The sequence below is a fragment of the Paenibacillus sp. MER TA 81-3 genome, from assembly GCF_023713585.1.
GTDB lineage: Bacteria > Bacillota > Bacilli > Paenibacillales > Paenibacillaceae > Paenibacillus_B > Paenibacillus_B profundus.
This window is the reverse complement of record NZ_JAMAWB010000021.1, coordinates 69,903-93,845: the sequence shown is the minus strand read 5'-3', so window position 1 is coordinate 93,845 and position 23,943 is coordinate 69,903. Positions and strand designations below refer to the sequence as shown.

17 protein-coding genes, 1 tRNA gene and 1 pseudogene are annotated in these 23,943 nt (G+C 44.2%); 4 read left to right on the top strand and 15 right to left on the bottom strand.

Going from position 1 to position 23,943, the window contains the following annotated elements:
- Nucleotides 1-9 precede the first annotated feature (9 nt).
- The 6 genes from M3650_RS24605 to M3650_RS24580 form a co-directional block, all read right to left on the bottom strand.
- Entirely contained in the window at nt 10-966 is a 957-nt protein-coding gene (locus M3650_RS24605; RefSeq protein WP_251578653.1) for a metal ABC transporter substrate-binding protein, read from the bottom strand.
- A gap of 66 nt (nt 967-1,032) precedes the next feature.
- Entirely contained in the window at nt 1,033-1,893 is an 861-nt protein-coding gene (locus tag M3650_RS24600) for a metal ABC transporter permease (protein ID WP_251578651.1), read from the bottom strand.
- On the bottom strand, nt 1,890-2,636 hold the full coding sequence (locus tag M3650_RS24595) for a metal ABC transporter ATP-binding protein (RefSeq protein WP_019423409.1): 747 nt from the start codon (nt 2,634-2,636) through the stop codon (nt 1,890-1,892). The genes M3650_RS24600 and M3650_RS24595 overlap by 4 nt, the downstream gene beginning before the upstream one ends.
- Before the next feature lie 198 nt (nt 2,637-2,834).
- Nucleotides 2,835-4,418, bottom strand: a complete 1,584-nt coding sequence (locus M3650_RS32350; protein WP_251578649.1) for a response regulator — start codon at nt 4,416-4,418, stop codon at nt 2,835-2,837.
- A 16-nt stretch (nt 4,419-4,434) separates the two neighbouring features.
- Nucleotides 4,435-6,219 (bottom strand): sensor histidine kinase, encoded by a 1,785-nt coding sequence (locus M3650_RS24585; protein ID WP_251578647.1) that lies wholly within the window; start codon nt 6,217-6,219, stop codon nt 4,435-4,437.
- On the bottom strand, nt 6,216-7,760 hold the full coding sequence (locus M3650_RS24580; protein WP_251578645.1) for an extracellular solute-binding protein: 1,545 nt from the start codon (nt 7,758-7,760) through the stop codon (nt 6,216-6,218). Before M3650_RS24580 ends, M3650_RS24585 begins: the two co-directional genes overlap by 4 nt.
- A 323-nt stretch (nt 7,761-8,083) precedes the next feature.
- Here M3650_RS24580 and M3650_RS32755 point away from each other — a divergent pair, with 323 nt between their 5' ends.
- Complete coding sequence (locus M3650_RS32755; RefSeq protein WP_369011145.1) at nt 8,084-8,251, top strand: transposase; 168 nt, start codon at nt 8,084-8,086, stop codon at nt 8,249-8,251.
- 137 nt (nt 8,252-8,388) lie between these two features.
- On the opposite strand, the gene M3650_RS24575 is transcribed toward M3650_RS32755, so the two are convergent.
- The 9 genes from M3650_RS24575 to M3650_RS24535 form a co-directional block, all read right to left on the bottom strand.
- Nucleotides 8,389-9,777: a HAMP domain-containing sensor histidine kinase gene (locus tag M3650_RS24575; RefSeq protein WP_251578643.1), complete on the bottom strand. Its 1,389-nt coding sequence runs from the start codon at nt 9,775-9,777 to the stop codon at nt 8,389-8,391.
- On the bottom strand, nt 9,761-10,456 hold the full coding sequence (locus tag M3650_RS24570; RefSeq protein WP_233696185.1) for a response regulator transcription factor: 696 nt from the start codon (nt 10,454-10,456) through the stop codon (nt 9,761-9,763). Before M3650_RS24570 ends, M3650_RS24575 begins: the two co-directional genes overlap by 17 nt.
- Before the next feature lie 80 nt (nt 10,457-10,536).
- A complete protein-coding gene (locus M3650_RS24565; RefSeq protein ID WP_251578641.1) occupies nt 10,537-12,543 on the bottom strand; it encodes a serine hydrolase domain-containing protein in 2,007 nt (668 codons plus the stop codon).
- Nucleotides 12,544-12,781: 238 nt separating this feature from the next.
- Nucleotides 12,782-12,857: transfer RNA gene (locus M3650_RS24560), tRNA-Lys, on the bottom strand.
- A gap of 368 nt (nt 12,858-13,225) precedes the next feature.
- Complete coding sequence (locus M3650_RS24555) at nt 13,226-15,715, bottom strand: S-layer homology domain-containing protein (protein WP_251578639.1); 2,490 nt, start codon at nt 15,713-15,715, stop codon at nt 13,226-13,228.
- Between the two features lie 997 nt (nt 15,716-16,712).
- Nucleotides 16,713-17,471, bottom strand: a complete 759-nt coding sequence (locus M3650_RS24550; protein ID WP_251578637.1) for an ABC transporter ATP-binding protein — start codon at nt 17,469-17,471, stop codon at nt 16,713-16,715.
- Nucleotides 17,472-17,475: 4 nt separating this feature from the next.
- Nucleotides 17,476-19,794 carry an ABC transporter permease gene (locus tag M3650_RS24545; protein ID WP_251578635.1) on the bottom strand — a complete coding sequence of 773 codons (2,319 nt, stop codon included), beginning with the start codon at nt 19,792-19,794 and terminating at the stop codon, nt 17,476-17,478.
- Nucleotides 19,779-21,077 carry an MFS transporter gene (locus M3650_RS24540; RefSeq protein WP_251578633.1) on the bottom strand — a complete coding sequence of 433 codons (1,299 nt, stop codon included), beginning with the start codon at nt 21,075-21,077 and terminating at the stop codon, nt 19,779-19,781. The genes M3650_RS24545 and M3650_RS24540 overlap by 16 nt, the downstream gene beginning before the upstream one ends.
- The gene (locus tag M3650_RS24535) at nt 21,070-21,720 is read right to left on the bottom strand and encodes a TetR/AcrR family transcriptional regulator (RefSeq protein ID WP_251578631.1); all 651 of its coding nucleotides are present in this window, start codon (nt 21,718-21,720) and stop codon (nt 21,070-21,072) included. The genes M3650_RS24540 and M3650_RS24535 overlap by 8 nt, the downstream gene beginning before the upstream one ends.
- A 182-nt stretch (nt 21,721-21,902) precedes the next feature.
- Between M3650_RS24535 and M3650_RS24530 the strand changes: the two are divergent.
- The 3 genes and pseudogenes from M3650_RS24530 (at nt 21,903) to M3650_RS24520 (ending at nt 23,789) form a co-directional block, all read left to right on the top strand.
- Nucleotides 21,903-22,192: pseudogene (locus tag M3650_RS24530) on the top strand (Rrf2 family transcriptional regulator).
- Nucleotides 22,193-22,251: 59 nt separating this feature from the next.
- On the top strand, nt 22,252-22,773 hold the full coding sequence (locus tag M3650_RS24525; protein WP_251578629.1) for a DsbA family protein: 522 nt from the start codon (nt 22,252-22,254) through the stop codon (nt 22,771-22,773).
- 77 nt (nt 22,774-22,850) lie between these two features.
- Nucleotides 22,851-23,789 carry an MBL fold metallo-hydrolase gene (locus M3650_RS24520; protein WP_311295128.1) on the top strand — a complete coding sequence of 313 codons (939 nt, stop codon included), beginning with the start codon at nt 22,851-22,853 and terminating at the stop codon, nt 23,787-23,789.
- Nucleotides 23,790-23,943: the final 154 nt, after the last annotated feature.

Genomic DNA, 23,943 nt, shown 5'->3' with positions numbered 1-23,943 from the left:
ACGATCGATCTATTTACTTTTTAGTCCGTTGTAGATAACATCAGCATTCCATTCAACCATCTTAATGTATGTGTCCCCATCTTCGCCTGGTTTGCCAAGCGAGTCCGTGAATATCGTGCCGGCAATCGAAACGCCCGTTTCTGCAGAAACGGTCTCCATACTTCTCGAGTCGACGCTCGTCTCGACGAACAATGCTTTGACATCATGACTGCGAATGATTTCAATGATCGACTTTAATTGTTCCGGAGTTCCTTCATCGTGGGAATTGATCTCCCAAATATAATAAGCATCGAAGCCGTAAGCGTTGGAAAAATATTTAAAGGCCCCTTCGCTGCTTACCAGAATTCGCTTTTCTTTAGGCAGTTCATTCATTTTTTGCTGCACAGAATCATGTAATTTTTTTAATTGTTCGATATAAGCATTTGCATTTTTTTCATAGGTTTCCTTATGTTCGGGATCGACTTGAATCAACGCTTTCTTTACATTTTCGGTATAGATGATGCCATTCTCTACATCCAGCCACGCGTGAGGATCTTCCTCGCCTTCGTGTCCACCCGATTTCAAGTACATCGGTTTGACTCCTTCGCTTACTTTGAAGACCGGGGCGTTTTCTCCCGTTTTGCCGGCCGTCTCAATCATTTTCTCAAACCAGCCGTCCCCCGTTTCTAGGTTCAGCCCATTATAGAATACAATATCGGCATCCGTCGTCTTCTTCACATCATCAGGCAGCGGATCGTATTGGTGGGGGTCAGATCCGATAGGTGCCAGACTATGAACGTCCAATCGGTCTCCACCTACATTTTTGACGATGTCATATATAACAGAATAAGTCGTAATAACTTGCAGCTTCTCTTTATCCTTCGATTGCGAAGCCTCGCCAGCTGCAGGCTCTTTTCCACCGCATGCGGCAAGCGCAAGCATCGAAATTGCCATAATCACAGTAATAAGTAAATTTCTTTTTTTCATCATCTTTACGCGCAGATCGCTCTCTCAATTTGCTGATCTGCGCTCCCTCCTTCTCCTAATACATGATTAATAGTTGACTGCGGACTTTTGTTTCCGGCTTTTTAACGAGCGCCATACCACGCCTTGTTTCGGTGAAAACATGAATGCCGTAATAAACAGAACCGTTGCGACCAGGACGATCGTTGCTCCAGAAGCCAAGTTGTACCGGAAGCTGATATACAATCCAAGTACTGCGGATAGCGCGCCACAGCCTGCAGCGATAAACAACATTTTCCACAGCCGGTCCGATAATAAATAAGCGGTGGACGCCGGTGTTATCAGCATGGCCACAACGAGCACAATCCCGACCGTTTGCAATGAAGCTACCGTCACCATGGTCAGCAGCGTCATTAAGAAATAATGAATCAGCTTGTTGGGCAGGCCATATGATTGGGACATTGTCGGGTCAAAGGAACTGACGAGCAGTTCTTTATAAAAAATATATACAGCTGCCAACACAAGAATTCCGATGCCAAAAGTCATCCACATATCCGAAGGCCTTACGGCCAGCACATTACCGAACAAAATGTCGTATAAGTCAGTGCTGCTCTTGAGAATTGTTATCAATATAATACCTAAAGCAAACGCCGACGTGAACATAATGCCAATGGAAGAGTCATTCTTGATTTTACTGTTCTGACTAATATAGCCGATACCAATCGCTGTCAAGATGCCGGTCAGCACCGCGCCGAAAAAAAAGTTGACGCCAAAAAGGTATGATAAAGCGACGCCCGGAAGAACGGCATGAGAAATGGCATCCCCCATGAGCGCCATGCCTCGCAAAATAATAAAGCAACCGATGACGCCACAGATGACGCCGACCATAATCGATGTAACTAACGCCTTTTGTAAGAAGCCATACTGCATAACTGCCTCGACGAAATTCATGCGCCCGTCACCACCATATCTTTTAAAAATGAAAGCTGTCCTCCGTAAGCCTGAGCGATCATCTTCGGATTCATTACTTCTTCTACCGTACCGTAACGAACAAGCTCTTTATTCAACAGCACCAATTCATCAAAATACTCGTCCGACTTGCTCAAATCATGATGCACCACGAGTACGGTTTTACCGCTATCACGCAGTTCTTTCAGAATCTGAATAATGGTTTCTTCGCTGGATATATCAATCCCGACGAATGGCTCATCGAGAAAAAAGATTTCCGTTTCCTGAGCAAGCGCTCGAGCCAAGAAAACACGCTGCTGCTGTCCGCCGGAGAGCTCACCAATTTGCCGCTCTGCAAAAGGTTCCATCCCGACTTTCTCTAAGCACTCATGAGCCCACATTCTTTCCCTTTTTTTCGGCCGATGGAAGACTCCAAGCTTAGGATAAGTGCCCAGCAGCACCGTTTCCAATACCGAAATGGGGAAGTCCCAATCAATATTGCTTCGCTGCGGCACATAAGCAATCTGCTTGCGAACCTGTTCCACTTCTTTGCCTAAAATTGTTACTTCTCCTTTGTCGCGCGGAATCAATTTCAATAATGATTTTAAAAGAGTAGATTTTCCCGCTCCATTCGGCCCGATAATGCCGACAAGGCTCTGCTTCTCAATAGAAAAGCTAATATCTCTTAACGCTTCATTGCCATAGTAAGACACATAAAGATCATTCACTGTTAAAGCACAAGTCATGTCTGTTTCTCCTTCCTCCTAATCCGTTACCTACATTTTACCTAAGGAAAATATTTTTATCAAGATAAATTTTGTTGCATTAGGGAAAAACAAAATGAAGAGCTGAACTTTTTTAGCACAAAACAAGCTGACTCCTGTTGAGTACAGGAAATCAGCTTGCTAATTTTTGTTAGCTATAAAGAAAGTGGATGGTTGAATTTATTTCTTGATGCTGCCCGGTGTTACCCCCCAATATCTGCGGAACATTTTAGTGAAATAGCTGATATCCCGGTACCCTATCATAGAGGCCGCATCATACACTCTAGCCCCGTTCATCAAAGCGGCCTTCGCCCGCTCCATCTTCCGTTCCAGCACATACGAGGTAAAGGACATGCCTGTTTCTTGCTTGAATAAACGGCTTAAATAAGAAGCGTTCACGTAAAAGCGATCGGCAAGTGTATGCAAGGTGAATTCTTGTTCCACTTCCGTCTCCAACAGCTCTAAAATGGCTTCTACGGTTTTGTGAGTCACTTTTCTGTCGTGACAATGAGAGTAGGACACAATGCTTTTTACGGCGCTACGCAAAACATCATACATGCGGTCTGGGATTGTGAGCGATTGCAAATTATAAAGATAAGCAAAATCCGTACCGGTGACTTCTTGAATGGACCATCCGCGTTTACGTATAAAAAGCGCCAGCACACCCGTAATATATAACATTTGCTCCATGATTGACTCGTAGGAAGCAGAGTTGTTCTTCGAAGCCTCCCACATATTTGTAATCATAAGCATGGCAAGCTCTTCGTCTGCTGTTTCCAAAGCCATCTCGAGCTGCTTGTCATCATGTGCATGATGAGTATGAACCATGCCATCGATCTGATCCGGCTCGTGATAAGGGATTGCGATTCCTCCGCCGTAGACTGCGCGATTTTGCAGCGCTTTTTTCGCTTGAACATATAACGGATGCAATTCATGGAGCCTGCCAGCATCCCCGCTGATTCCTGCACTTACAGATATATCGAGGCATTGTTTGATATTTCTAAGCAGCTTTTCCAGCGTGGTGTGAATGGCAAACAACTCTTGGCGGACCTCTTCCTTACCCGGGATCCTTCCTATGACAATGGTCGAGCCATTCTCGTCCTTACATAGATAATAATCGGAGTCAGACAGTAATTCACGAATCAATTGGATTAGCTTGTTCGAATCCAACCTGCCTTCAGCAATGCGGCTAGCATGTTCGTCTACATCTATAATGATTAAGGCATAGCTGGAATGCAAGTCAATATCTAGCTTTAACGACTTCATGTAATGTTCAATCTCTTCAAGCCGGTAATGTCCATGCACTACATTCTTATAAAAATGTTGATGAAGGATAGGCAGGTAATGTGTCCATTGTTCCTGAAGCATGACACGGTTGCTCCGCTCGATGAACTCCGCATGTATGCATTGTGCCGCGTCACGCACGGACTGAAGGATGAGGCTTTCGCCGGCTGGCTTGAGCAAATATTTATATACTCCCAGTTCAATCGCCGCCTGAGCATATTTAAAATTATCATGACCGCTCAAAATAATGATCTTGATATGCGGATGTTCACGGGTAACTTCTCGCGCCAAGGTGAGTCCATCCATTTCAGGCATTTGGATATCCATCAGCAAGATGTCTGGTTGCTTTTGCTTAATTTGTATTAAAGCCTCCGTTCCATTACACGCCGTTCCCACCATTTCAATAGCATGCTTGTCCCAGGGCATATGTGATAAATTTTCCAGCAATCTGGTTTCGTCTTCCGCAATAAGAAGATTCACATCGCTCTCCCCTTATTCAATTGTTTTGGTTCGTGCAATTCTCAATAGGCAATAGAAGCGTCACCGTTGTTCCGACGCCCAATTCACTTTTGAATATAACCTCCGCAAGATTGCCATAGAACATCTTGACCCGGGAGAAGACGTTGCTTAAGCCATATAATCCTTTATCTGTCGTTTCCAAAAAAGACAGGGGTGCTGTTTTGTTGGCGATTTCGCTCAGGACTTGATAAATAGATTGAACTCGTTCTTCGCTTATGCCTGCTCCGTTATCTTGTACAGAAAGAATTAACTTCCCTGACTCAATAAAACTCGAAATGGTTAACACTCCCCCGCGTCGTTTTTGTTCCAGCCCATGAATAACTGCATTTTCCACTAACGGTTGCAAGAGCAGCTTGAGCACGGGAATTGATTTGGATTCTTCTTGTACCTCATATATAACTTGGAAGCTGTTCAAGAACCGAATCTGCTGGATACGAATGTAGTAATCCAGATGTGTCATCGTTTCATCTACCGTGAATGTATCCTGACCTTTATGAAGACTTAGCCGGAAGAAGTGGGATAGATTCAATACCATCTCGCTTATCTCCTCAGCCTCGTAGTTCTGGGCCGTCCAATATATTGAATCCAATGTATTGTACAGGAAATGCGGGTTAATTTGAGATTGAAGAAAGGTAAGCTCCGTTCGCGCAATACGAAGCTGTTGTTCATAGTGATTTTGAATCAGATGCTTTTGATGTTTGACCATTTGATTGTAAGCGTTCATGAGATATCCGAATTCGTCTTTTCTTCCGGTGTCCAACTGAATGTTGTAATTTCCTCCGATAAGTCCTTTCATTGCATCTTTTAATTGCCCTAAAGGCGATGCGATCCGATTGTAAATTCCCCACGAGATAAATAAGGCAAGCATAAAGCTGCTCGCTATAATTAAATAAGTATATTGACGCATCGTCTTCGTTTCCGCATAAATCTCATCAATTGGCAGAAAGAAATCTAGCGTCCATGGATACCGGGCAGATTCTACACTCACTCCCAGCCTGTCAGCCTCCTTAATAGATACACTTTGAATACGGTCTGAGGGTGATAGAATTGTCTGACCATCCCTGCCCCGCAACACAACGCTAGTGTGATTAGAAGCTAATAAAGGTTTCAGAATAGCTGTGAGTTTGTTTTTATTTAAAGTCACAATCAATAAATTTGGTTTCCTCTCGCTGTTGTACAGATCCATGGTCCGTGTGAACGAGATCGTATCGCTATCAATCAGCTGCCCAAATGAATGGTTTTCCCCTGTTTTTTGCTCGGGCATCATTAGCTCAGTACCGTTATCTAAATGAGCTGCCAAACTTGCAAGCCATTTCCGTTCCTCTGCTCCCCCGATGCGACGACCCCCGAACTTCGTGGATAGCATCGTATGGGTCCCTGCATGGTAAATGGATATTTGGGAGACCATCTGGCTGACCGCTGTAACGTTCCATAGCTCCTCAAGCAATTCACTATACTGTACGATGGTTTGCGGAGACAATTCATTTTCGTTTACTTCCAATCTTTCGATTATCTTTTTATTCGTTGCGATCAGGTTGGTTAGCACTTCACTATTATGCAAGGTCAATTCAAGATTATTCATTACGGACTCCAGCTTTTGCCGGGTCTGCTCTGTTGCTTGTTTCACAATAATTTGATTCGCCCGGTTGTTCACGTATAAAGTAACGATAACTAGAGGAAGAAGCACGATGAAGAAATAGGTGGTTAGGCGAATATGCGAGCTTTGCAGGAACTTATTGTATAAGCGTATGAACAATTTCATTGTTCGCCCTCATGCGGATGGGCTTTGTACCATTCATTCACTTCTTTTGTAACCTGGCTCCCTCCATTTTGTTTCCATTGCTGCGCATAGGCATCAAATGATTCTATAGGAGCTACACCGAGTACGATTTTTACAAACAATTCTCGTGACCCGGCAAGTTCACCCCATTTTTTCAGCATCGTAGGCGTAGGCGAACCCAAAAATGCGTCGTGTATAGCATGCCTTTCAACCCTTTGGATGTTGTCATACAAACGATACTGCTTTCCATAGGAGTCGACGCGGGCTCGAAGCATCTTCCGATCGTCCACATTCACTAACGCAGAATAGATCCCTCTATATAAATGCTTATCATGCTCGGCAAAATCACTAATGATTTCTCCGCCTTTTCGCTTCCAGACCTGCTGCTCGAATCCAAAGACTAAGGATGTCAGTCCCTTGCCTGCGATAAAATTCAAAAAGCGAATCACATCACCGGCATGAAGGCTTTCCTTGGGAACCACCTGATATCCGTAAATAGTCCTTCCGTTCACTCCCTGCTCACCATTTTTTCCAATTGGATTTTCCAGAGGAATCCATTTGGCTTTCGGGTCTTTTTTCATATTTTGGGCTATCGCGCCGCGCGTATCATACCAAGCGGCGGAGAACAGGCCGACTTTCCCCTCCACGATTTTCTCTAACATGGTCTGTCTAGTTGTGTGGAGCGGGAAATCTGGATCGATCCATTTCTGTTTATATAATTCCGCCAAAAAGGACAACGCTTCTTTCGTTTCCGGCAAAATGTCTGCATAGACGAGCTCTCCCCGACGCTCGGTCCATTGATTCAATTGAACTCCATGTGCGCCAAAGAAAGGAGAAGAATGCTCAAGATTTGCCATCATCGTAAAGCCAAAGGTGTCGTTCTTGCCGTTGCCATCCGGATCGCGCTCTGTAAACGCTTGAATCACCTTCTTGTAATCTTCAAGCGTTACTGGCTGCGGCAGCTTCAAATTGTCCAACCAATCTTTTCGGATGTACATAAGTTCGTTTCCATGAACTAAATTAACACTCGGGATCGCATAAATATGTCCGCCGATTGTTACTTGATCCCATACCTCTTTAGGTATGACGCGCTTTAAGCCAGATCCATATTTTTCAATCCAACCCTCAAGCGGCATTAACTTATTCTGATCGACATAGCGAAAGAACTGAATTTTAGAATAAATACTGAGCATATCTGGGAGGTTCGTATCAGAAGAGAGGATATTGTGCACCGTATTTTCATAACTTGTTACGGGTGGTATGTACACGTCTACATTTAAACCGTTCTGTTTTTCTATGTAGGTTAAGTAAGGATTATGATTTTCGTCCAAGCCGTCCGGAAAAGGAAAACTCAAATCATTGATAACGATGGAAATCGTATTCTTCTCTTGTGAACTCGCTTCTTTGGAATTTCCGGTAATGTTGGAGGCAGTCTCAGGAACCAACAAGAAACTCAAGAACATAAAAGCAAGAATGTAAATAACAAAGAATAGTGTATTTAAGATTTTACTGATCCATAACATAGTAAGGATCGCCCTTTCAATTTTTATGTTCCCTCCGACACCCATTCGACATGTGTAATACAGATATAAATGAGCGTGTTAGACGTGAAAATGACACATATTGGCGAGAGGCTCCCCGACTTGTTTCGATACCAGATGACATCTCAAAGTATAATATACGTTCTCAATCGCTTACAATACTATTTAATCAATTTGTTGAAATATAGGGTATTATAGTCTTTTTTTCAATTCTATATATTCCTAGATTAATCCGTCCCCTAGGCTAGGATAGTCGTCATAGTCCTCTAGTAAAAGTATAGTTAGTTAAGAGGCAGTAGAGAGGAATGGTACTATGGCAATACAGCGAAGAATTTAAATACTCAATCGTAAGAAGAATGATGCCACCCCAGAATGAGTCCGTAAATACAATAGCTAGAGAAACAGGATTATCAGAGGCAACCTTATATCAATGGAAAATTACAGAGGGAATAATACAGCGGGTATACAACTAGAAATGCAAATGTTCTTGTGCGTCGTATAGGATAGGAACTAGGGAGAACGGATGGTATGAAAACAAAAAAACGGCATTTCTGCCGTTTCCCGTTTCTTGTGAATCCTATTTTCAAAACAAGATTCTCTCTTGTTTCCTTTATTTATTTTTATCCGAATTAGGCAAGCTGATTCGAAACAAGGTGGAATACCGCTGATCCTTTTCCAGTTCAATTGTGCCTTCATGCAGCGTAATAATTTTTTTGCAAATGGCGAGACCTAAGCCCGTACTGTCTTTAATTGGATCATCACCACGTATGAATTCTTCAAAAATATGTTCCCTGATTGGTTCCTGAACGCCAATTCCGTCGTCTCCAATCAACAGAATAACGTTTCCTTCTTTTCGTTCACATGACACATAGAGAACAGTTTCCGCTGGATTATATCGCAGTGTATTGCTAATCAAGTTGGTGATGACGCGGCTCATATGTACTTTGTCCATCTTGACAAGGAGTGGTTCTTCCGGGATATGAGCTTCAAGCCCGAACCCCTTCTCTTCAATTTCTGGATAAAATTCCACCACAAGCTGCTGAAACCACTTCGTTATGTTCACTTTCTCTTTATTCAATTCCGTATGCTTGTCATCCAGCTTCGCTAGTTCGAATAAGTCTTTAATCAAGTTAGCCATATAAGATGATTTATCGTAAATGTATTGAATATATTTGCGGGTATCCTTATCTTCTAATGCCTGATTGTCCAACAGAAGCTGCGAATATCCATAAATCGAGGTAATGGGTGTTTTCAAGTCATGCGACAGATGCAGCAGCATGTTTCTTTTGTTGTTCTCAGCTGCCTCTTTCTCTGCAGATGTGCGTTGCAAGCGTTCTGCCATGCCGTTAAAGGCGTCCTGTATTTCCGCGAATTCCTGTTCGGCAGAATAATGAAGCCGCTTCGTATAATTGAAGTGTTCCATCTCTTTGATGCCTTCAACGATTTGCCTTAGTGGCTTTTTAACTTGTCTGACAGAATAACGGGCATAAAAGTAAAGCAAGATGAACAAAAAAACAGCAAACAATGCAGCGAAGATAGATGTCGCAGTAGATAATTTCAACAATCGTTCAGGAATTTTCCACAGTAATACATAGGATTCGCCGTGCGGCCCCTCTGCATGATAGGCATGATAGGAAATCGAATCATCGTTTCTTTCTACATCCATTTTGGCATACATTTGACCATCTTGGTAACGGACGATATCATCTTCTTTATTTCCTTTGACATAAATGATCTCGCCCAACTCATTCACAATTTCAAACCAACCGCCGTACTTGTCTAGCAAATGCCCGCTGATGTTATCAAAAGGGTATTGGTAAATATCCGCGCCATTAATTTGAGTGACATCCAGCTCATCTATATACCTCTTCATAAACAGGTTTGTGCTAAGGAGCGATACGACTATAACCGCTATCATCAGGGCGCTGATCACTGCATAATTTCGAAAAAACAGCCTTTTCAATGGGCGTCTGCCGGAGGGGCTATTTGCTTTTTTCAAACCGGTAGCCTAACCCCCTAATCGTAATGAGATGAACAGGCTTTCTTGGGTTATCCTCAATTTTCTCACGGATTTTGCTTATGTACACCATAATCAAGTTTTCATCTCCGATGTATTCCTCGCCCCACACCTGCTCGTAAATATGTGCTTTTGTCAACACCCTGCCTGCCTGACCCATCAGCAATTCCAGAATCCTAAATTCGTACGATGTCATTTCTTTTTCTATTCCCGACTTGTAAAGTTGGCAGCTCTTCAAATCCAGCTTAACATCTCCGATTTCAATACACTCCTGCTCCTGCTTATCTGGCTTCGCAAAGGCATCAATTCGTCTGAACAGTGCTTGAACTCGGCTGATGACTTCAAGCGGGTTGAAGGGCTTGCCTACGTAATCATCTGCCCCAAGCTGCAAGCCATAAATTTTGTCCATATCGTCAGACTTCGCGGAAATAAAGAGGAAAGGAATCTGTGAGCTCTGTCGCATTTTCTTGAGTAATTCCAATCCATCCATCTGGGGCATCATAATATCGGCAATAATCAGATCGATGGACTCCTCTTGCAATATTGCTAGAGCTTCAACTCCGTTTCCGGCTGCAACCGTAGCATAGCCATGGTTGGTTAAATAGATGGTCAGCAGCTCTTGAATTTCGGCTTCATCATCTATGATAAGTATGGTCTTCATTTGTCTCTGCCCCCGATTGCGCAAGAACAACTCCCAATTGACTTGCAGCTTAGCGCAAGCAACGGGGAGTTGTTTCTGCATTAGAATAAATTGTCGGCGAACCGTGATAGCATTGCGGCTGCTTCTTGCTTCAGCATCGGCTGTTTCGAGTTATAATTGAACGTTCCGTCATTACCTTTGACAACTTCAGGCCCATATAATTGTTTCGCGATTACGAAGCGAACGCCTTCCAGCGCCCAAGCATCGGTGTGACCGCTAAGCGCGGCTTTCTTCGGTGCGGCGCCTAAGTAATTGAATGCCATACGCCATATAATAGTTGCCGCTTCCTGCCGCGTCAACAGTTGACGTGGATGAAATTTACCACTCGCGGGGGCTTGAATTAATCCAAGCTCATAAGCTGCTTGTATTTCCTTGGCGTAAGCACTGTCAGAAATGTCATTGAAAACCGATTTATTCTTGGATGGTGCTACCCCAGCCCACCGGATAAACCATCCGATAAACTGTTCCCGCGTAATTGCTTGTTCAGGCTCAAAGCGGTTGTCGCCGCTGCCCTCATCGATGACCTTCAATTGGCGCATGTGATAGATCGATGGAGCATAAGGATGGTTTATACTAACATCCTGATAATGCTGCGGCTTCGGCATTCTTTCGGTCCAGCTATCTGACTTCAGCTCATAATAAAATGCCTGCACATCGCCGCTGCCATTCAGTTTGAAAGCAGCTCTTGCGCCTTGATCATCTTGAAAGAGCAGTGGTTCAATTTCATACAGTACGTGCTCTCCAAGCGGATCTTTCACGATAAGCTTGCCGTCCTCTGAACGAATGTGAGAGGTCCACATCCGATTCCGTAAGTCGCTGTATGTGCCTTCGAGATTTGCCAAGGAGTGTTTCGAGCGCTCAAGAGTAGCTTGTGATCCGTCTTTACTCGGGTAATAATGATTCATAAATGCTTCCAACAATTGCTTGCGAAACTCAATATCTTTATTTACGGTAACGAAAAAGCCGACTTTTTCATCAGGAATCAACCACATGTTGCTATGATACCCGGCCATGTCCCCAGCTTTCTCAATCATATAATGTCCGTTGTAGTGCTGCTGATTGGCGTATTCGAAGCCATAGGCCATGTTCGGCAGCTTCTCATGTACGGCTAGCTGAGGCTTATGCATTTCCGCCGCCGTTTCTTTTTTTAGGATCGTTGCGTCTCCCAGCTTACCGCCGCCCAGATGGGCCATCATGAATTTTGCCATATCAGAACCCGTAGAGAGCATTCCACCGCCCGGAAGCTCTGTTGGAACAGTTGCGTACGTGGAAATAGCTTCGCCCATCAGGTTATAAGGCACAGCGAGCTCTTTCGTTATTTCCGGGGTTAAACGAAAATCACTGTTTACCATACCTAGAGGTTTAAAAATATGATCCTGTACATATGTGCCGAATGGCTTTCCAGTCACTTGCTCCATGACATAACCTTGAATCGTAAATCCTAAGTTATCATATCTGTAATACTCGCCAGGCTTGCGGATCACCGTAGGCGTATTGTCCGACACGTATTGCTTTATGGATACTTCCCGAGATAAGTCGCCTGTTTCTAATTCTGATCCATCCCCATATTCAAATCCAGTTGAATTTGTCAATAAATGTTTCATGGTTAGGGGAGAGTCCATCCGATTCGGGATTCGAACGTCCCCCAGGTAAGCTGATAGATCTTTGTTTAAATCGATTTTTCCTTGCTCCGCTAATTGCATCACGGCTGTGGCGGTGATCACCTTGGAAATGGAGGCGACACGGAACACCGTTCGATTTGGATCGACTGGCCGCTTCTTTTCAACATCCGCATAGCCGTAACCTTTATTTAATAGCACCTTGTCGCCTTTGACGACGACAAACGCAACGCCAGCCATACTGTCCTTAATATCCGGACGGTTAAAAAATTCATCGGCAAATTGTTCTACTTCTTTTGGATCTTGCGGACCTACCTTCACGGGCGTCGCCGCCGATACTTTCGATAGTGAACCAGTACCGCTTAGGAAGCCAGTTACTATGGTGAAGGTCAGTGCAATGGCCGTCACACGCTTTGAAAACATGTTCATTCTCTGTTCTCTCCTCTGTATCATTTCCCTACATTATCAGAGTACATGAGCAAACTTAATCTAGATTCTATGTAATCTTAATGTAATGTGAAATTTTCGAAGAATAACAGATACTTCATAGGGCAGGGGACACTGGGAACATGAGATTCTGATTAGGCAGGATCAATATAATTGATTAGCGGGGAACTGAAAAGAATATAGCAAAAAAACGGCATCTCTGCCGTTTTGATTACATAACTGGTGGGTTCTGAGGGGTTCGAACCCTCGACCTGATGATTAAGAGTCAACTGCTCTACCAACTGAGCTAAGAACCCATATTCAATACTGGGTTCAAGGGGGATCGCTACATCCCGATTGAACGAAGCTATTATGGTGAGTGGCACCACTAAGTGATAATCTCCGTAACTGGCCACTTCTTTATTCTAGACCTTTTCAGCGGATTTGTAAACTTATTTATACTGACTAATTCTTGGTGAGTTTTCCTATTTTGGAACCTCAGATGGGCACAATTTTAGGGTGTAATATATGCAGATATAAGAAAAACCCGTGTGTATCAAGGGTTTTGGATGCTTTTTATGTAGTGGGAGACCTCATCACTATCATAGACGAAATCTCCCACTATGGGGATTAAAGTACCTAATGCATGAAATTAATAGAACAAATAACCATAACTTCGATTCCTTTATTCTTGAATCATTATTTTGACATTCGTATGAGTAGCAGCTGGAGTGTTGGCTGTAAAGAGTACCCTCATATCACTTGTAGCTACGTTCCATCCTGTAATCGTATTTCCAAATGCTTCTGCAATTTTCGTTGCTACATTAGCTGCTGACTCTGTACCCGTGAGTGTCACATTTACAGAGATAGGTTCCGACCCATCCGTAAACGTTACATGAAGTTTTCCTGCTGCTCTAGCACCATTAGTAATCGTTAATGTTGCAACTTTCGTGCCACCTACAGTCGTTGCAGCCCCTGCAGTGGTAATCGTACTACTCGGCGTTCCTACTCCTGTTAACATTTCTTCTACCGTTACGGCAACATTATCATTATTCGCCGCTGGTGCTTGGGCTGTGAACTTCACATTCGCACCGCTTGCTGTTACATCCCATCCGCTAATCGATGTGCCAAACGCCAAAGCGATAGCGTTGGCTACCTCCTCAGCCGTTTCTGTTCCTACTATAGGTACATTTTCAGAAACGGGAGTTGTACCGTCGGTATAATTCACATAAAGCGATCCTGGGGCTGTTGCTCCGTTGAGCACCGCTAATGTTACAACTTGCTCAATACCCGTACTAGTAGCTGTAGCATCACCTAAGGTAGTAATCGTACTATCTGGCATTCCTATTCCTATGAAATCTCCCGATAGTCTTGCTACAGCCTTCGTATTATTAGCAGCGGGAGCATTGGCTGTAAATAGTACTCTCGAACTGTTTGTAGATACGTTCCAACCCGGAATAGAGCTGCCGAATGCGGCAGCAATTGTATCCGCTAGCTGAGCCCCTGTTTCTGTGTCCAGCGTCATTATATTTACAGTTACAGATGCTACACCGTCCGTAAATTTAACGCCAACAGGTCCTCCGCGTGCTATAGATCCGGGAAGCGTCAATGTTACAACCTGTGATGTGTTTGAGCCTAAGTCACCAGGAGCAGTTATTGTGCTTCTTGGTGCGCCTACTCCCGACGCCTCAAAGACAATTACTGAAACATTTTCATTATTCGTCGCTGGTGTTTGGGCTGTGAACTGGACATCTGAACCGCTCGTCGTCACCTTCCAGCCCGGAATAGAGCTGCCGAATGCGGCAGCGATTTTCTCGGCTACCTCCTCAGCCGTTTCTGTTCCTGCTAAGTCGATTTTTACACGAACAGGGGGTGTGCCGTCCGTGAACTCCGCATAGAACGAATCTTTCACTTTTGCACCGTTAGTTATCGATAATGTTGCGACTTGCGCAGTGCCTGCAATTGCCGCAACGCCTGAGGTAGTAATCGCACTACTTAACGTACCCACTCCTGTTGCGATATCCTCTATTGTAGCTTTCACATTCTCATTATTCGCTGCAGGGGCGTCAGCTGTAAAGAGTACATTTTCACCATTTGCAGTTACATTCCACCCCTTAATAGTGGAACCAAATGCCGTAGCAATTTCTGTTGCTACATTAGCCGTAGTCTCTGCACCGGTCAGTGTTACATTTACAGACACAGGTGTCATTCCATCCGTGAACGTTGCACGAAGTGTTCCCGCTGTTACTGCATCATTCATTATCGTTAGTGTTGCAACTTGAGCGACACCCGTAGTCGATGAATTTTCTATGGTAGTCGTATATGTCACACCGGTAACAGTTGGTAACGCTGGTTCTGGTTCTGGTTCTGGTTCTGGTTCTGGCTTTGATTCTGGCTTTGATTCAGATTCAGATTCGGACTTAGATTCAGATATATATACTATTTCAATTTCAGTTTTAGTTTTAGATTCAGATTTAGTTTCTAGTTCAGTTTTAGAATTAACTTCTGGTTTTGTTTCTGGTGTAGGAGTCTTGCCGTTATTGTTTGTAGGTGTCTCTGGAGTTGAGCTCTTCGCTCTATCCAGCATCACAACGGCCTCTGCTCGAGTAATGTATACTTTCGCTTTAAAAGTATGGTCTGAATACCCTATAATAATGTTTTTGGATGCTGTAGCACCAACTGCGCCTTTGCTCCAAGACGCTATCGACGAAGCATCTTTAAATACATGTGCTGTCTGTTCCTCGTTAGGCATATTCAACAAATTTGCTACAATAACTGCCGCTTCTTGGCGGCTTAGGAATTTGGAACTGCGTATAGACTTATCTTTATAGCCTTGTATGTAGCCTTCCTTTACTGCTTTCTGAACTTCTGTGTATTCCCAATTTGATTCTTTCATATCAGTGAAGCTTATGTTAGTAGTTTGATTGAATTGAAACAAACGATTAACTAGAGCCATGAATTCTCCACGCGTAATGGTGTTGTTCGGTTTGAGAGAACCGTCGGGGTATCCCTTGATCAGACCTTGAGCAATCCAGTTTCTTAATTGGTTTTCCGCCCAATGTCCTTCAATATCCGAATAAATCGTTTGACCGAACGCAACTCCGATTGAGGCAAACATTAAACTTATCATTAGAACGATGGTCAAAACTTTACGGGCAATTTTTCTAGCGATCATTTGAAACCTCCACTTTAACTATATTTTTCTATGGTGCTAAAACAGGAGTTAACCAGCCCCTTCTGGATTCACGCTTGGAATCGTATTTGGGTAATAAGTAGTGATTGAGTATACGCCAATCTGTAATGATAACCACTCCTTAGGACCTAGATTTTATTACTTTCATTTTATCGGCTTTCCATAACCTTTTTATTAGAAAAAGGATCCGTTTTCTTGTAATGTTATATAAAACCAAAATAATTTTTCCCGCAAAAAAAGGTAGTTAGATTAATTGTGCACAAGAGCCGGGTAATAAGTTGTGATGCGAATATATCCAATGCACCAGAAGAAAATTTTAGGAGAGAGTAATGGAATCCATACAAGTAGGTTTATTAACAAGCAGACGGACCTTAAGCAAATATGTGCTGAATAACTAAAAAAGCAACCCGTTAAAGGATGCGAGTTAGTTAACGAGCCTAAAAAACTCTTAGATCCATAAGTTTGTCTGCCAACTGGTTATTCACAACTACCCGGTAAATCACATCCGAATTTTTGGTGCCTAGCGATGCACTCTTTTAGTTTTTTCGTATCGCTAAACAATGCAACCAGTTTTTGTTCAGAATCCAAAACGAATCCATTTTTGAAGTGCTTTGTCTGATCTGCAATATTGCCGTTGTCCTTGTATGTGATTACAAAGCAGTTGTTGATTTGGAATAAAGTTTGATTAAAATCAATTAAAAAGCATGTTATAATCACAACTCGTTTTTATTAGCATTTCTTTCAAAGCTACCATTATTAGGTGAATAGTGTGCTCAGAAAACAATGAAAGTGTATTTCTACTTTACTTGAAGGTATATAGGGAAAAACTCACGGAATAGAATAAAATCCACAAACTCCGGCATGATCGGATGGTCAGAGCCCTATAGGCTTCTTATCAAGCTGTTCTTCTCCTACTATATGCCCTTATTTTGAATGCTGTTTCATACATCAGTAAAAATGGTGATGGTGAAATAACAAATTATATTCCTATTTCCCGCATTTTCACCGTAACTTTTTCCATCCTGTCGTCAATATCTGTGCCGCTGAATTTCTGAAGTCGCATTTCGCTCACGATTTTTCCGTCGCGCATAAACATAATACGCTCTGTCCGCGCCGCAATCTTTGCGTCGTGAGTTACAAGCATAACCGCAGTACCTTCCGCGTTGATTTCGGAAAAGATGTCCATGATCTCCTGCGCAGATTTTGAGTTAAGCGCGCCAGTCGGCTCGTCACCGAAAATAATTTTCGGATTGCTCATAAGTGCACGGCATATTCCCGCACGCTGAAGCTGACCTCCCGACACCTGTGTAATGTTGCGCTTTTCAAGCTCCTCAATGCCTGTCCTTTTCATAAGTGCTTTTGCCTTCTCCGTAATTTTTGCGGCGTTTTTTCTGTTGCCGCGCATGGACGGAAGAATGATGTTGTCGAGGATATTCAGATTTTTCAGCATAGTCGGCTGCTGAAAAACAAATCCCATTTTTGTTCTGCGTATATCTGCAAGCTCATTCTCCCCGACCGCCGATAGATCCCTGCCGTCAAAAACGACCTTTCCGCCATTAACGCCATCCGTTCCGCTCAGCGCAAACATCAGCGTCGATTTTCCCGAGCCCGAAGGTCCCATAATCGCAACGAACTCCCCCTCGCTTATTTCAACGGACACACCGTCGAGAACATTGCGCTTCTCATCGCCCTCGCCGAAAGATTTTACGATATGGTCACCGATAATAATCTTCTTCATATGCCTACTCCTTTATACTTTCGGAAATTTTAATTTGTCCTGCGCCCGATGTGCCGATCATTGTTGCGATAAGTACCGAGCCTATCATCATCAGCGGACTAAGCAGATACGCCGAAAGCGGATTGACCGCAAAATGAAACGTCGACGCTCCAAACGTGGAGATGACCGCGCCAGCAAGCATCTCTCCGAGAGTGTTCGCCAGAAGCGTGCCGAGAACAATTCCGACAATCAGAACGAATACCGAACGCGATACATACTGCGCCGTAATATCCGAGTTAGTAAAACCGAACGCTTTCATTACGGCAATGGAATATCTGTCTTTTGCGACAAGCATTTTCATAAACAACAGTGCAACCAGCACCGTTATAATCAGCGCAACGGCAATTGCGGCATTGGAGGCCTTTTTGACGGAGCTTATTGTCGAGCCGTATGTCTGAGTAATAAATTCATCAATGTCCGAAATCCTGGCAAAAACAAATCTGTCCGCATATTCCGAAGTTTTTTCGTCGACAAGAGATTGATCCGTAAGCTCCGCGCAGATAACGAACCACATAATGTCGTTCGAATTGTCGGTGAAAACAGCCTTTGCGGTTTTGCCGCCATTGGTAATGTCGGAATAAATTCCGCTTACCGTGAGATTTTTCTCCTTCCCCTCAATTACCAGAGTGATGACTTCGCCGACCTTTTTGCTCAACTCATCGGCGTTCAAAGCCGAAAGCGCAATTTCGCCTTCTGCGGCGGGTGCTCTGCCCTGGGAGTATTCTATAGGGAATATCGAATGGTCACCGAGCTCAATTTTTATATTTTCTTCCGATCCGTCCTCCATTTTTGCTTTGAATGTTTTTGTTGTAAGCACGGCATACTTTGAAATGGTACTGTCGCTGTTCATAGTCTTTAAAATTTCAGCGGCTTTTTCAGAGATATTGTCGATCTGCTGAATGTCAATGCGCATATCGTAGTTTCCAATCCCCATATATTTGATGAAGCTTTTTGAGGAAATCGTGTTGTACAGGTTCTGCGGAACAATAATGATAAATGCCGAAATCACCAGCACCGCAAGCATTGTGGCGTAAAGTCTTTTCCTTGCCAGAACATCTTTGATACCGAGAAAAATATTCGTGTTAAACAGCCTGTTTCCGTTCAGGCAAAAACGATTTGCGCCCGCGTTTTTTTCCTGTGAAGTGCCAAAGCGTATTGCTTCCGCAGCGGATATTTTCCGAAAACGTTTCAGCACTCCGCTTACATAGGCAATAATTGCAAGGAATACAAGCAGTATGCCGATTGTTCCTAAAACTACGGCAAAAGAAGAATTTGCGCTTTCCCCCATATAAAGCCGGATATTTTCAAGAAGCATGCCTTTGAACGCAAAAGAAAGTGCAAAACCGAGAATACATCCTGCCGCCGCAATCGCCGCGTACTTCGCAAGATAAATCTTCTTTATGTCGGAAACACGCAGCCCTATTGCCTTCATAACGCCAATTTCGCGGTAGTCGTCTTCGATTTTCGCAAGAAGCGTAAAGCGTATGCACATAAATGCGATTGCAACGACAAGCACGCTTACAAGAAGGATAACCCCAATCATCATCCCATCGGAAAGTGCGTTAATCGTTTTAAAAAGCGGATATGTAATCGTTGGTCCGTTCGCTTCAAGTTCTGCGGAGGCATAAGCAGCTTCAAATGCGCCGAGCGCCGACAAATCCTTTAATCTGAACTCAATCAGATACTCCATACTTCCAAGGTTTTTTATTTCCGCGTAATCTTTTTCACTGACTAGAAATCTCTTTGAGGAGGAGAGCGTGGAATTCATCTGCGAATCGCGGAGAAATCCCGCAACGGTAAATTCCTTTCCGCTTATTACTGCCTTGTCACCGACCTTTGTAGTGTTGTCCCTCATATAACTTATTGGAACATAAAGCTCGCCGTCGGATACGTTTATGATGTTTCCGGCAAGTTCAAGAAGATAATCGAATTTTTTGCTCTGTATGCTGAAACCGTTATCCTGAACATTATTCGCAAGCGAACTATCGTCCAAAATAATCTGAGCGCCGTCCATGTTGAGAAATTCAAGCACCTGAAATTCATCGACATTGCTATTTTCCCCCGCAAAAGATGTAAGCCGAACAGTATCAATTTCACCCGAATGCATCTGCATAAAATGCGGAGTTTTAGCTTGTGTCATAAGCGTATCCAGCGCGCCCGAAAGATTGACGACGAGTATCGCCGCAAGCGAAACAAGCATAGCCGCGGCAGCGACAAATATTATGGTTGTCAGCGTAATTGCTTTGCTCTTTAAAATGTCATTGCGGATTATCCTGTAATACATAAGCCACCTCTGTTTTCAAGCTTTTTAACCGGTTTCAAGTTGTACAGAATGACTGAAGTAACACATAACAAAATCCCAGCGATAATAATGAGTAATCCCGTTCCTCTGCCACTGCCCGTGCCAATGATCTTTCCCACACTATCAGCAAGTACTCCGCCGTCAACTAACAAAGGAGTGAACACATAATCCGCAAGCACACCCGAAAGCGCATAAGCGGCAACAAATCCAAGCTGTGAAATTAACCCTATAAGTGACCATGCTCTGCCCTGAACGGAATTATCAATGTTGGTACGAACAAGAAAATCCAGAGTTGTGTTTGCAAATGGCATCATTGCAAAAAAGAGAAATCCCGAAATACAGAGAAGTACAATATTTTCGCGAAGTCCGAATACCGCCATAAATATTCCTTCGCAAAACAGCGCAATCGAAAGAATTTTTACATAATCTTTTTTTATTGGAAGAAACCCTATTATCACACTTGATACAAGCATTCCAGTAGCCACAATTGTTGCAAGTGTTCCTACTGCGGAACTATCCGAAAAAGCAAGTATCATCGGCGTGGAAAGTGTTTCTATGAAGCCAAGGAAAAAAGTCATTACCGATGACATAATCACAAGAACAAGCACGCCCCTGTTGTCAGAAATGGCATCCCAGCCGTCTTTGAATTCCCGGGTAAACGATTTTGCCTGTTCGCATTTCTTTGAAGCAAGACCTTTACGTACAGCAAGAGTTGAAGCAACCGTTACAAAAAATGTACAGATATCGATTACAAGCAGCAGCTTTATATCCGAAACGGTGAGCAGAAATCCCGAAATGATAGGAGAAATCAGATATTTTGCCATGCCTGCAACCTGAACAAAACCACCTGCCCTTGTGTACTCCTCCTCGGTAAGCAAATCCGTAACCGTAGCCTTGTATGCAGGAGCAAGCAGCGATGAAAACACCGAGCTTATTGTAACTCCCACGCAAATCTGCCATAGCTGCGCTTCTCCGCTAAGCATACAAATCAGAATAAATACAAGTCCCAATGCAGAAAGACCATCGCCCAGAACCATTAAAAGCCTGCGGTCATAACGATCCGCAAGCACTCCCGCAAAGGCGCTTAAGAGAAGCGACGGCATAAATGCAAGCAAGGTTACAAGCGCCATTGCCGATGCCTTTCCCGTCTGCTGGAAAACATAAATCCCAAGTCCGAACGACGTAAGCCCGCTTCCTATTGCTGAAATAAGCTGTCCCGACCACAATAGAAGAAATTTTCTGAAGGATTTTCCCGATTTATTCATAGCTGCTTCCATCTCCTCTACCAAACATCTGCATAGCGTCCATAAGACTTCCGCTTTCTGCACCGAGCAGCCTTTCTACGTTGCAAACAAAGGCCAGTATTCGTGAACCGCGCTCCTCGTTCGTCATTGTAACCATATCATCATCAAAAACGGTATTCGCATATATCACAATCATTTCCATGCATTCATACGGAAACGGTGTGCTGAATAGTCCCTGCTCAATGCCCTCGCGGATTATTTCCGTCAGTATCGGCGTAACGCCGTTGATTATGACCCTTTGTATTTTCTGATGCATAAGCGCGTTCTGCGGCTTGTGAATGTGCTCCATAATTTCCTTGCTGCTGCTTTCACCGCTTATGTTCAGTGCCATAACAACACGGATAATGCGCTCAACTACGGGTATGCTCTTGTCTGCGGCAATTTCCTGTGCCGCACCTAAAAGAAGGACATTATACCGCTCAATCAGCGCGTCCATAATATCCTCCTTCGACTTGAAGTGATGATACAATGTTCCCCGCGCAATTCCGACCCTTTCGAGAATATCGTTTGTACTTGTGCCGTCAAAGCCCTTCTGTCCGAAAAGCTCATCCGCCGCGTCAAGTATTTCGTTCCTGCGTTCATCCGCCTTTTTTACAACTCTCATTTTTATACCTCCTTTGTAACCGACCGACTGTCTGTCGGTAAAATAATAACATACTATTTAGAGTTGTCAAGAGAGTGTGCAACATCTCGTCAAAAACCGATTTTGAAATTACTTCATCAAAAGACCTCTTGACACTTATTATGTGTTGTAACTATAATGGTTACATCTCGAGGGTGTCAGTAATGAAAATAAGCAGCAGATTTTCCATAGCGGTTCACATTCTTTCATTGCTTGCTCCAGCCAAGGATGCGCACTGCACGTCGGAATGGATCGCTGGTAGCGTCGGAACGAATCCGGTTATCATTCGGAAAATACTCGGGCAGCTAAAGAAAGCAGGATTGGCGGGCCTTCGAGCGTCGTTCTGGAACTGATCGTAAGACGGGCCCAAAATGCCATGGAAGCGATCCTGTCTGACATAACGATGCATGAGTTACTTTCCGAACTTGCCGAACATATCAACATGAAAAAGTGAACCCATTTTTTTTGGAATGGTTGTAATGAAGTTGGTTACAACACCGAATCTCGAAATACATGGAAAGGAGAGACGTGGATTACGACGTGCATAACATGCTGGTCGCCAAGTACGGTATGAGCCGGGATCAAGCGATTGCGATAAACGAAAATCTTAGCGGTAAAGCGAAGGAAATCGGGCTTACACTCCAATTTGCCACCTTGATTCTGACGAACACATTCGATGCCCATAGGTTGGCGAAGTACGCATTCAATCAAGGTAAAATGAACCCGAATGCACAGGAACTGTTCCGGGCATACTTTACCTACTTCTGGAATTTGGGCGACCACGAAACGCTGGTGGAATTAGTGGTGAAGGTCGCGTTGGATCGCGATGAAGCGCTCAAGGTGCTTGCTGGCGGAAGTGCGCGGCGAGGAAGAAGCAAGCCGGCTTGGCGTCAGCGGAGTGCCGTTCTTCGTCATCGACCGCAAATACGCCGTATCGGTGGCGCAGTCAACCGACGTATTTCTCAACGCTTTGCAGACGGCTTGGAAGGAATCGCAGTCGTTGAATCTGTTGGACGATGCCGGGAGCGAATCTGAGTGAGCAGTTTGTGCTGACAGCGTTACGTTACTGTTTCAATAATCGTTATCAATATAAGGAAGAGGGAGATTTGACAATGTTTAGTAAGTTTAGTAAGAAATCATCGATAGGAGTTATTTTGTTGCTTTGTTTCACGTTATTGCTGAGCGCATGCTCCGGCAAGGCGAATACGACGAATACCGCGAGCGAAGGAACTAAGACGCCAGCGGCGGACCTCAAGATCACGCCGTTCAACCCTGGAGAAAACGGCCTCTTCTCCGTCTCCTCGAGCCTGATCGAAGGACCGAACGAGGTACTGCTCGTCGATGCTCAGTTCGAAAAGAGCAACGCCGAACACCTGGTCAAGATGATCCGCGACACTGGAAAGAAGCTGACTACGGTGTATATCAGCCACAAGGATCCGGATTTCTACTTTGGCCTGTCGGCGATCCGCGAGGCATTTCCTGACGTAAAAATCGTTGCCACCCCGGCCACTGTAGAAGGGATTAAGGCAACTATCCAGCTCAAGAGCGATTTCTGGAGTCCGATCCTGAAAGAAAACGCCCCGACTGCGCTGATCGTCCCTGATGTCCTTGACGGGGATAAACTGACGGTCGATGGCCAAACGGTGCAGGTGATCGGTCTCGACGGTTCGGATCCGTCTCATACCGTCCTTTGGGTTCCGTCGCAAAAGACCATCCTGGGCGGTGTGCCAATCTACGAGAACCTGCATGTCTGGATGGCAGACAACCAGACTCCGGAGAGCCGTGACCACTGGCGGGAGATTCTGGATCGGATTCTTGACCTGAAGCCGGAACGGGTTCTCCCGGGCCATTACCTGGGCAAGAGCACCGAAAATATATCCAGCGTCACCTTTACTCGTGACTACATTGCAGAATTTGAAGCTGCGGCTAAGCAGGCCAAGAATTCCGCTGAGCTGATTGCAGCGATGCAGAAGGCCTATCCGAACTTCAAGAACACAAGTGATCTGGAAATGGGCGCTCAGGTGATCAAGGGTGAGCGTTCCTGGCCATGATATAACGCATGACGCCACGCGTTAGATGCGGAGATGGTTAAGCCATAATGGTGACACTTTCACCTGCTTCGACCTCTCCTTCCGCTACGATTTTCACTCGGTCGTCATAGTAATAGCGGGTCGTCACGCCGCCTTTGGGCGGTAGTGACGGCCT

What these genes read in the sequence shown, in the direction of transcription:
- M3650_RS24605 (WP_251578653.1), bottom strand. Translation starts at nt 966, where the DNA reads ATGAAAAAAAGAAATTTACTTATTACTGTGATTATGGCAATTTCGATG.
- M3650_RS24600 (WP_251578651.1), bottom strand. Translation starts at nt 1,893, where the DNA reads ATGAATTTCGTCGAGGCAGTTATGCAGTATGGCTTCTTACAAAAGGCG.
- M3650_RS24595 (WP_019423409.1), bottom strand. Translation starts at nt 2,636, where the DNA reads ATGACTTGTGCTTTAACAGTGAATGATCTTTATGTGTCTTACTATGGC.
- M3650_RS24585 (WP_251578647.1), bottom strand. Translation starts at nt 6,219, where the DNA reads ATGAAATTGTTCATACGCTTATACAATAAGTTCCTGCAAAGCTCGCAT.
- M3650_RS24580 (WP_251578645.1), bottom strand. Translation starts at nt 7,760, where the DNA reads ATGTTATGGATCAGTAAAATCTTAAATACACTATTCTTTGTTATTTAC.
- M3650_RS32755 (WP_369011145.1), top strand. Translation starts at nt 8,084, where the DNA reads ATGGTACTATGGCAATACAGCGAAGAATTTAAATACTCAATCGTAAGA.
- M3650_RS24570 (WP_233696185.1), bottom strand. Translation starts at nt 10,456, where the DNA reads ATGAAGACCATACTTATCATAGATGATGAAGCCGAAATTCAAGAGCTG.
- M3650_RS24565 (WP_251578641.1), bottom strand. Translation starts at nt 12,543, where the DNA reads ATGAACATGTTTTCAAAGCGTGTGACGGCCATTGCACTGACCTTCACC.
- M3650_RS24555 (WP_251578639.1), bottom strand. Translation starts at nt 15,715, where the DNA reads ATGATCGCTAGAAAAATTGCCCGTAAAGTTTTGACCATCGTTCTAATG.
- M3650_RS24550 (WP_251578637.1), bottom strand. Translation starts at nt 17,471, where the DNA reads ATGAAGAAGATTATTATCGGTGACCATATCGTAAAATCTTTCGGCGAG.
- M3650_RS24545 (WP_251578635.1), bottom strand. Translation starts at nt 19,794, where the DNA reads ATGTATTACAGGATAATCCGCAATGACATTTTAAAGAGCAAAGCAATT.
- M3650_RS24540 (WP_251578633.1), bottom strand. Translation starts at nt 21,077, where the DNA reads ATGAATAAATCGGGAAAATCCTTCAGAAAATTTCTTCTATTGTGGTCG.
- M3650_RS24535 (WP_251578631.1), bottom strand. Translation starts at nt 21,720, where the DNA reads ATGAGAGTTGTAAAAAAGGCGGATGAACGCAGGAACGAAATACTTGAC.
- M3650_RS24525 (WP_251578629.1), top strand. Translation starts at nt 22,252, where the DNA reads ATGGAAAGGAGAGACGTGGATTACGACGTGCATAACATGCTGGTCGCC.
- M3650_RS24520 (WP_311295128.1), top strand. Translation starts at nt 22,851, where the DNA reads ATGTTTAGTAAGTTTAGTAAGAAATCATCGATAGGAGTTATTTTGTTG.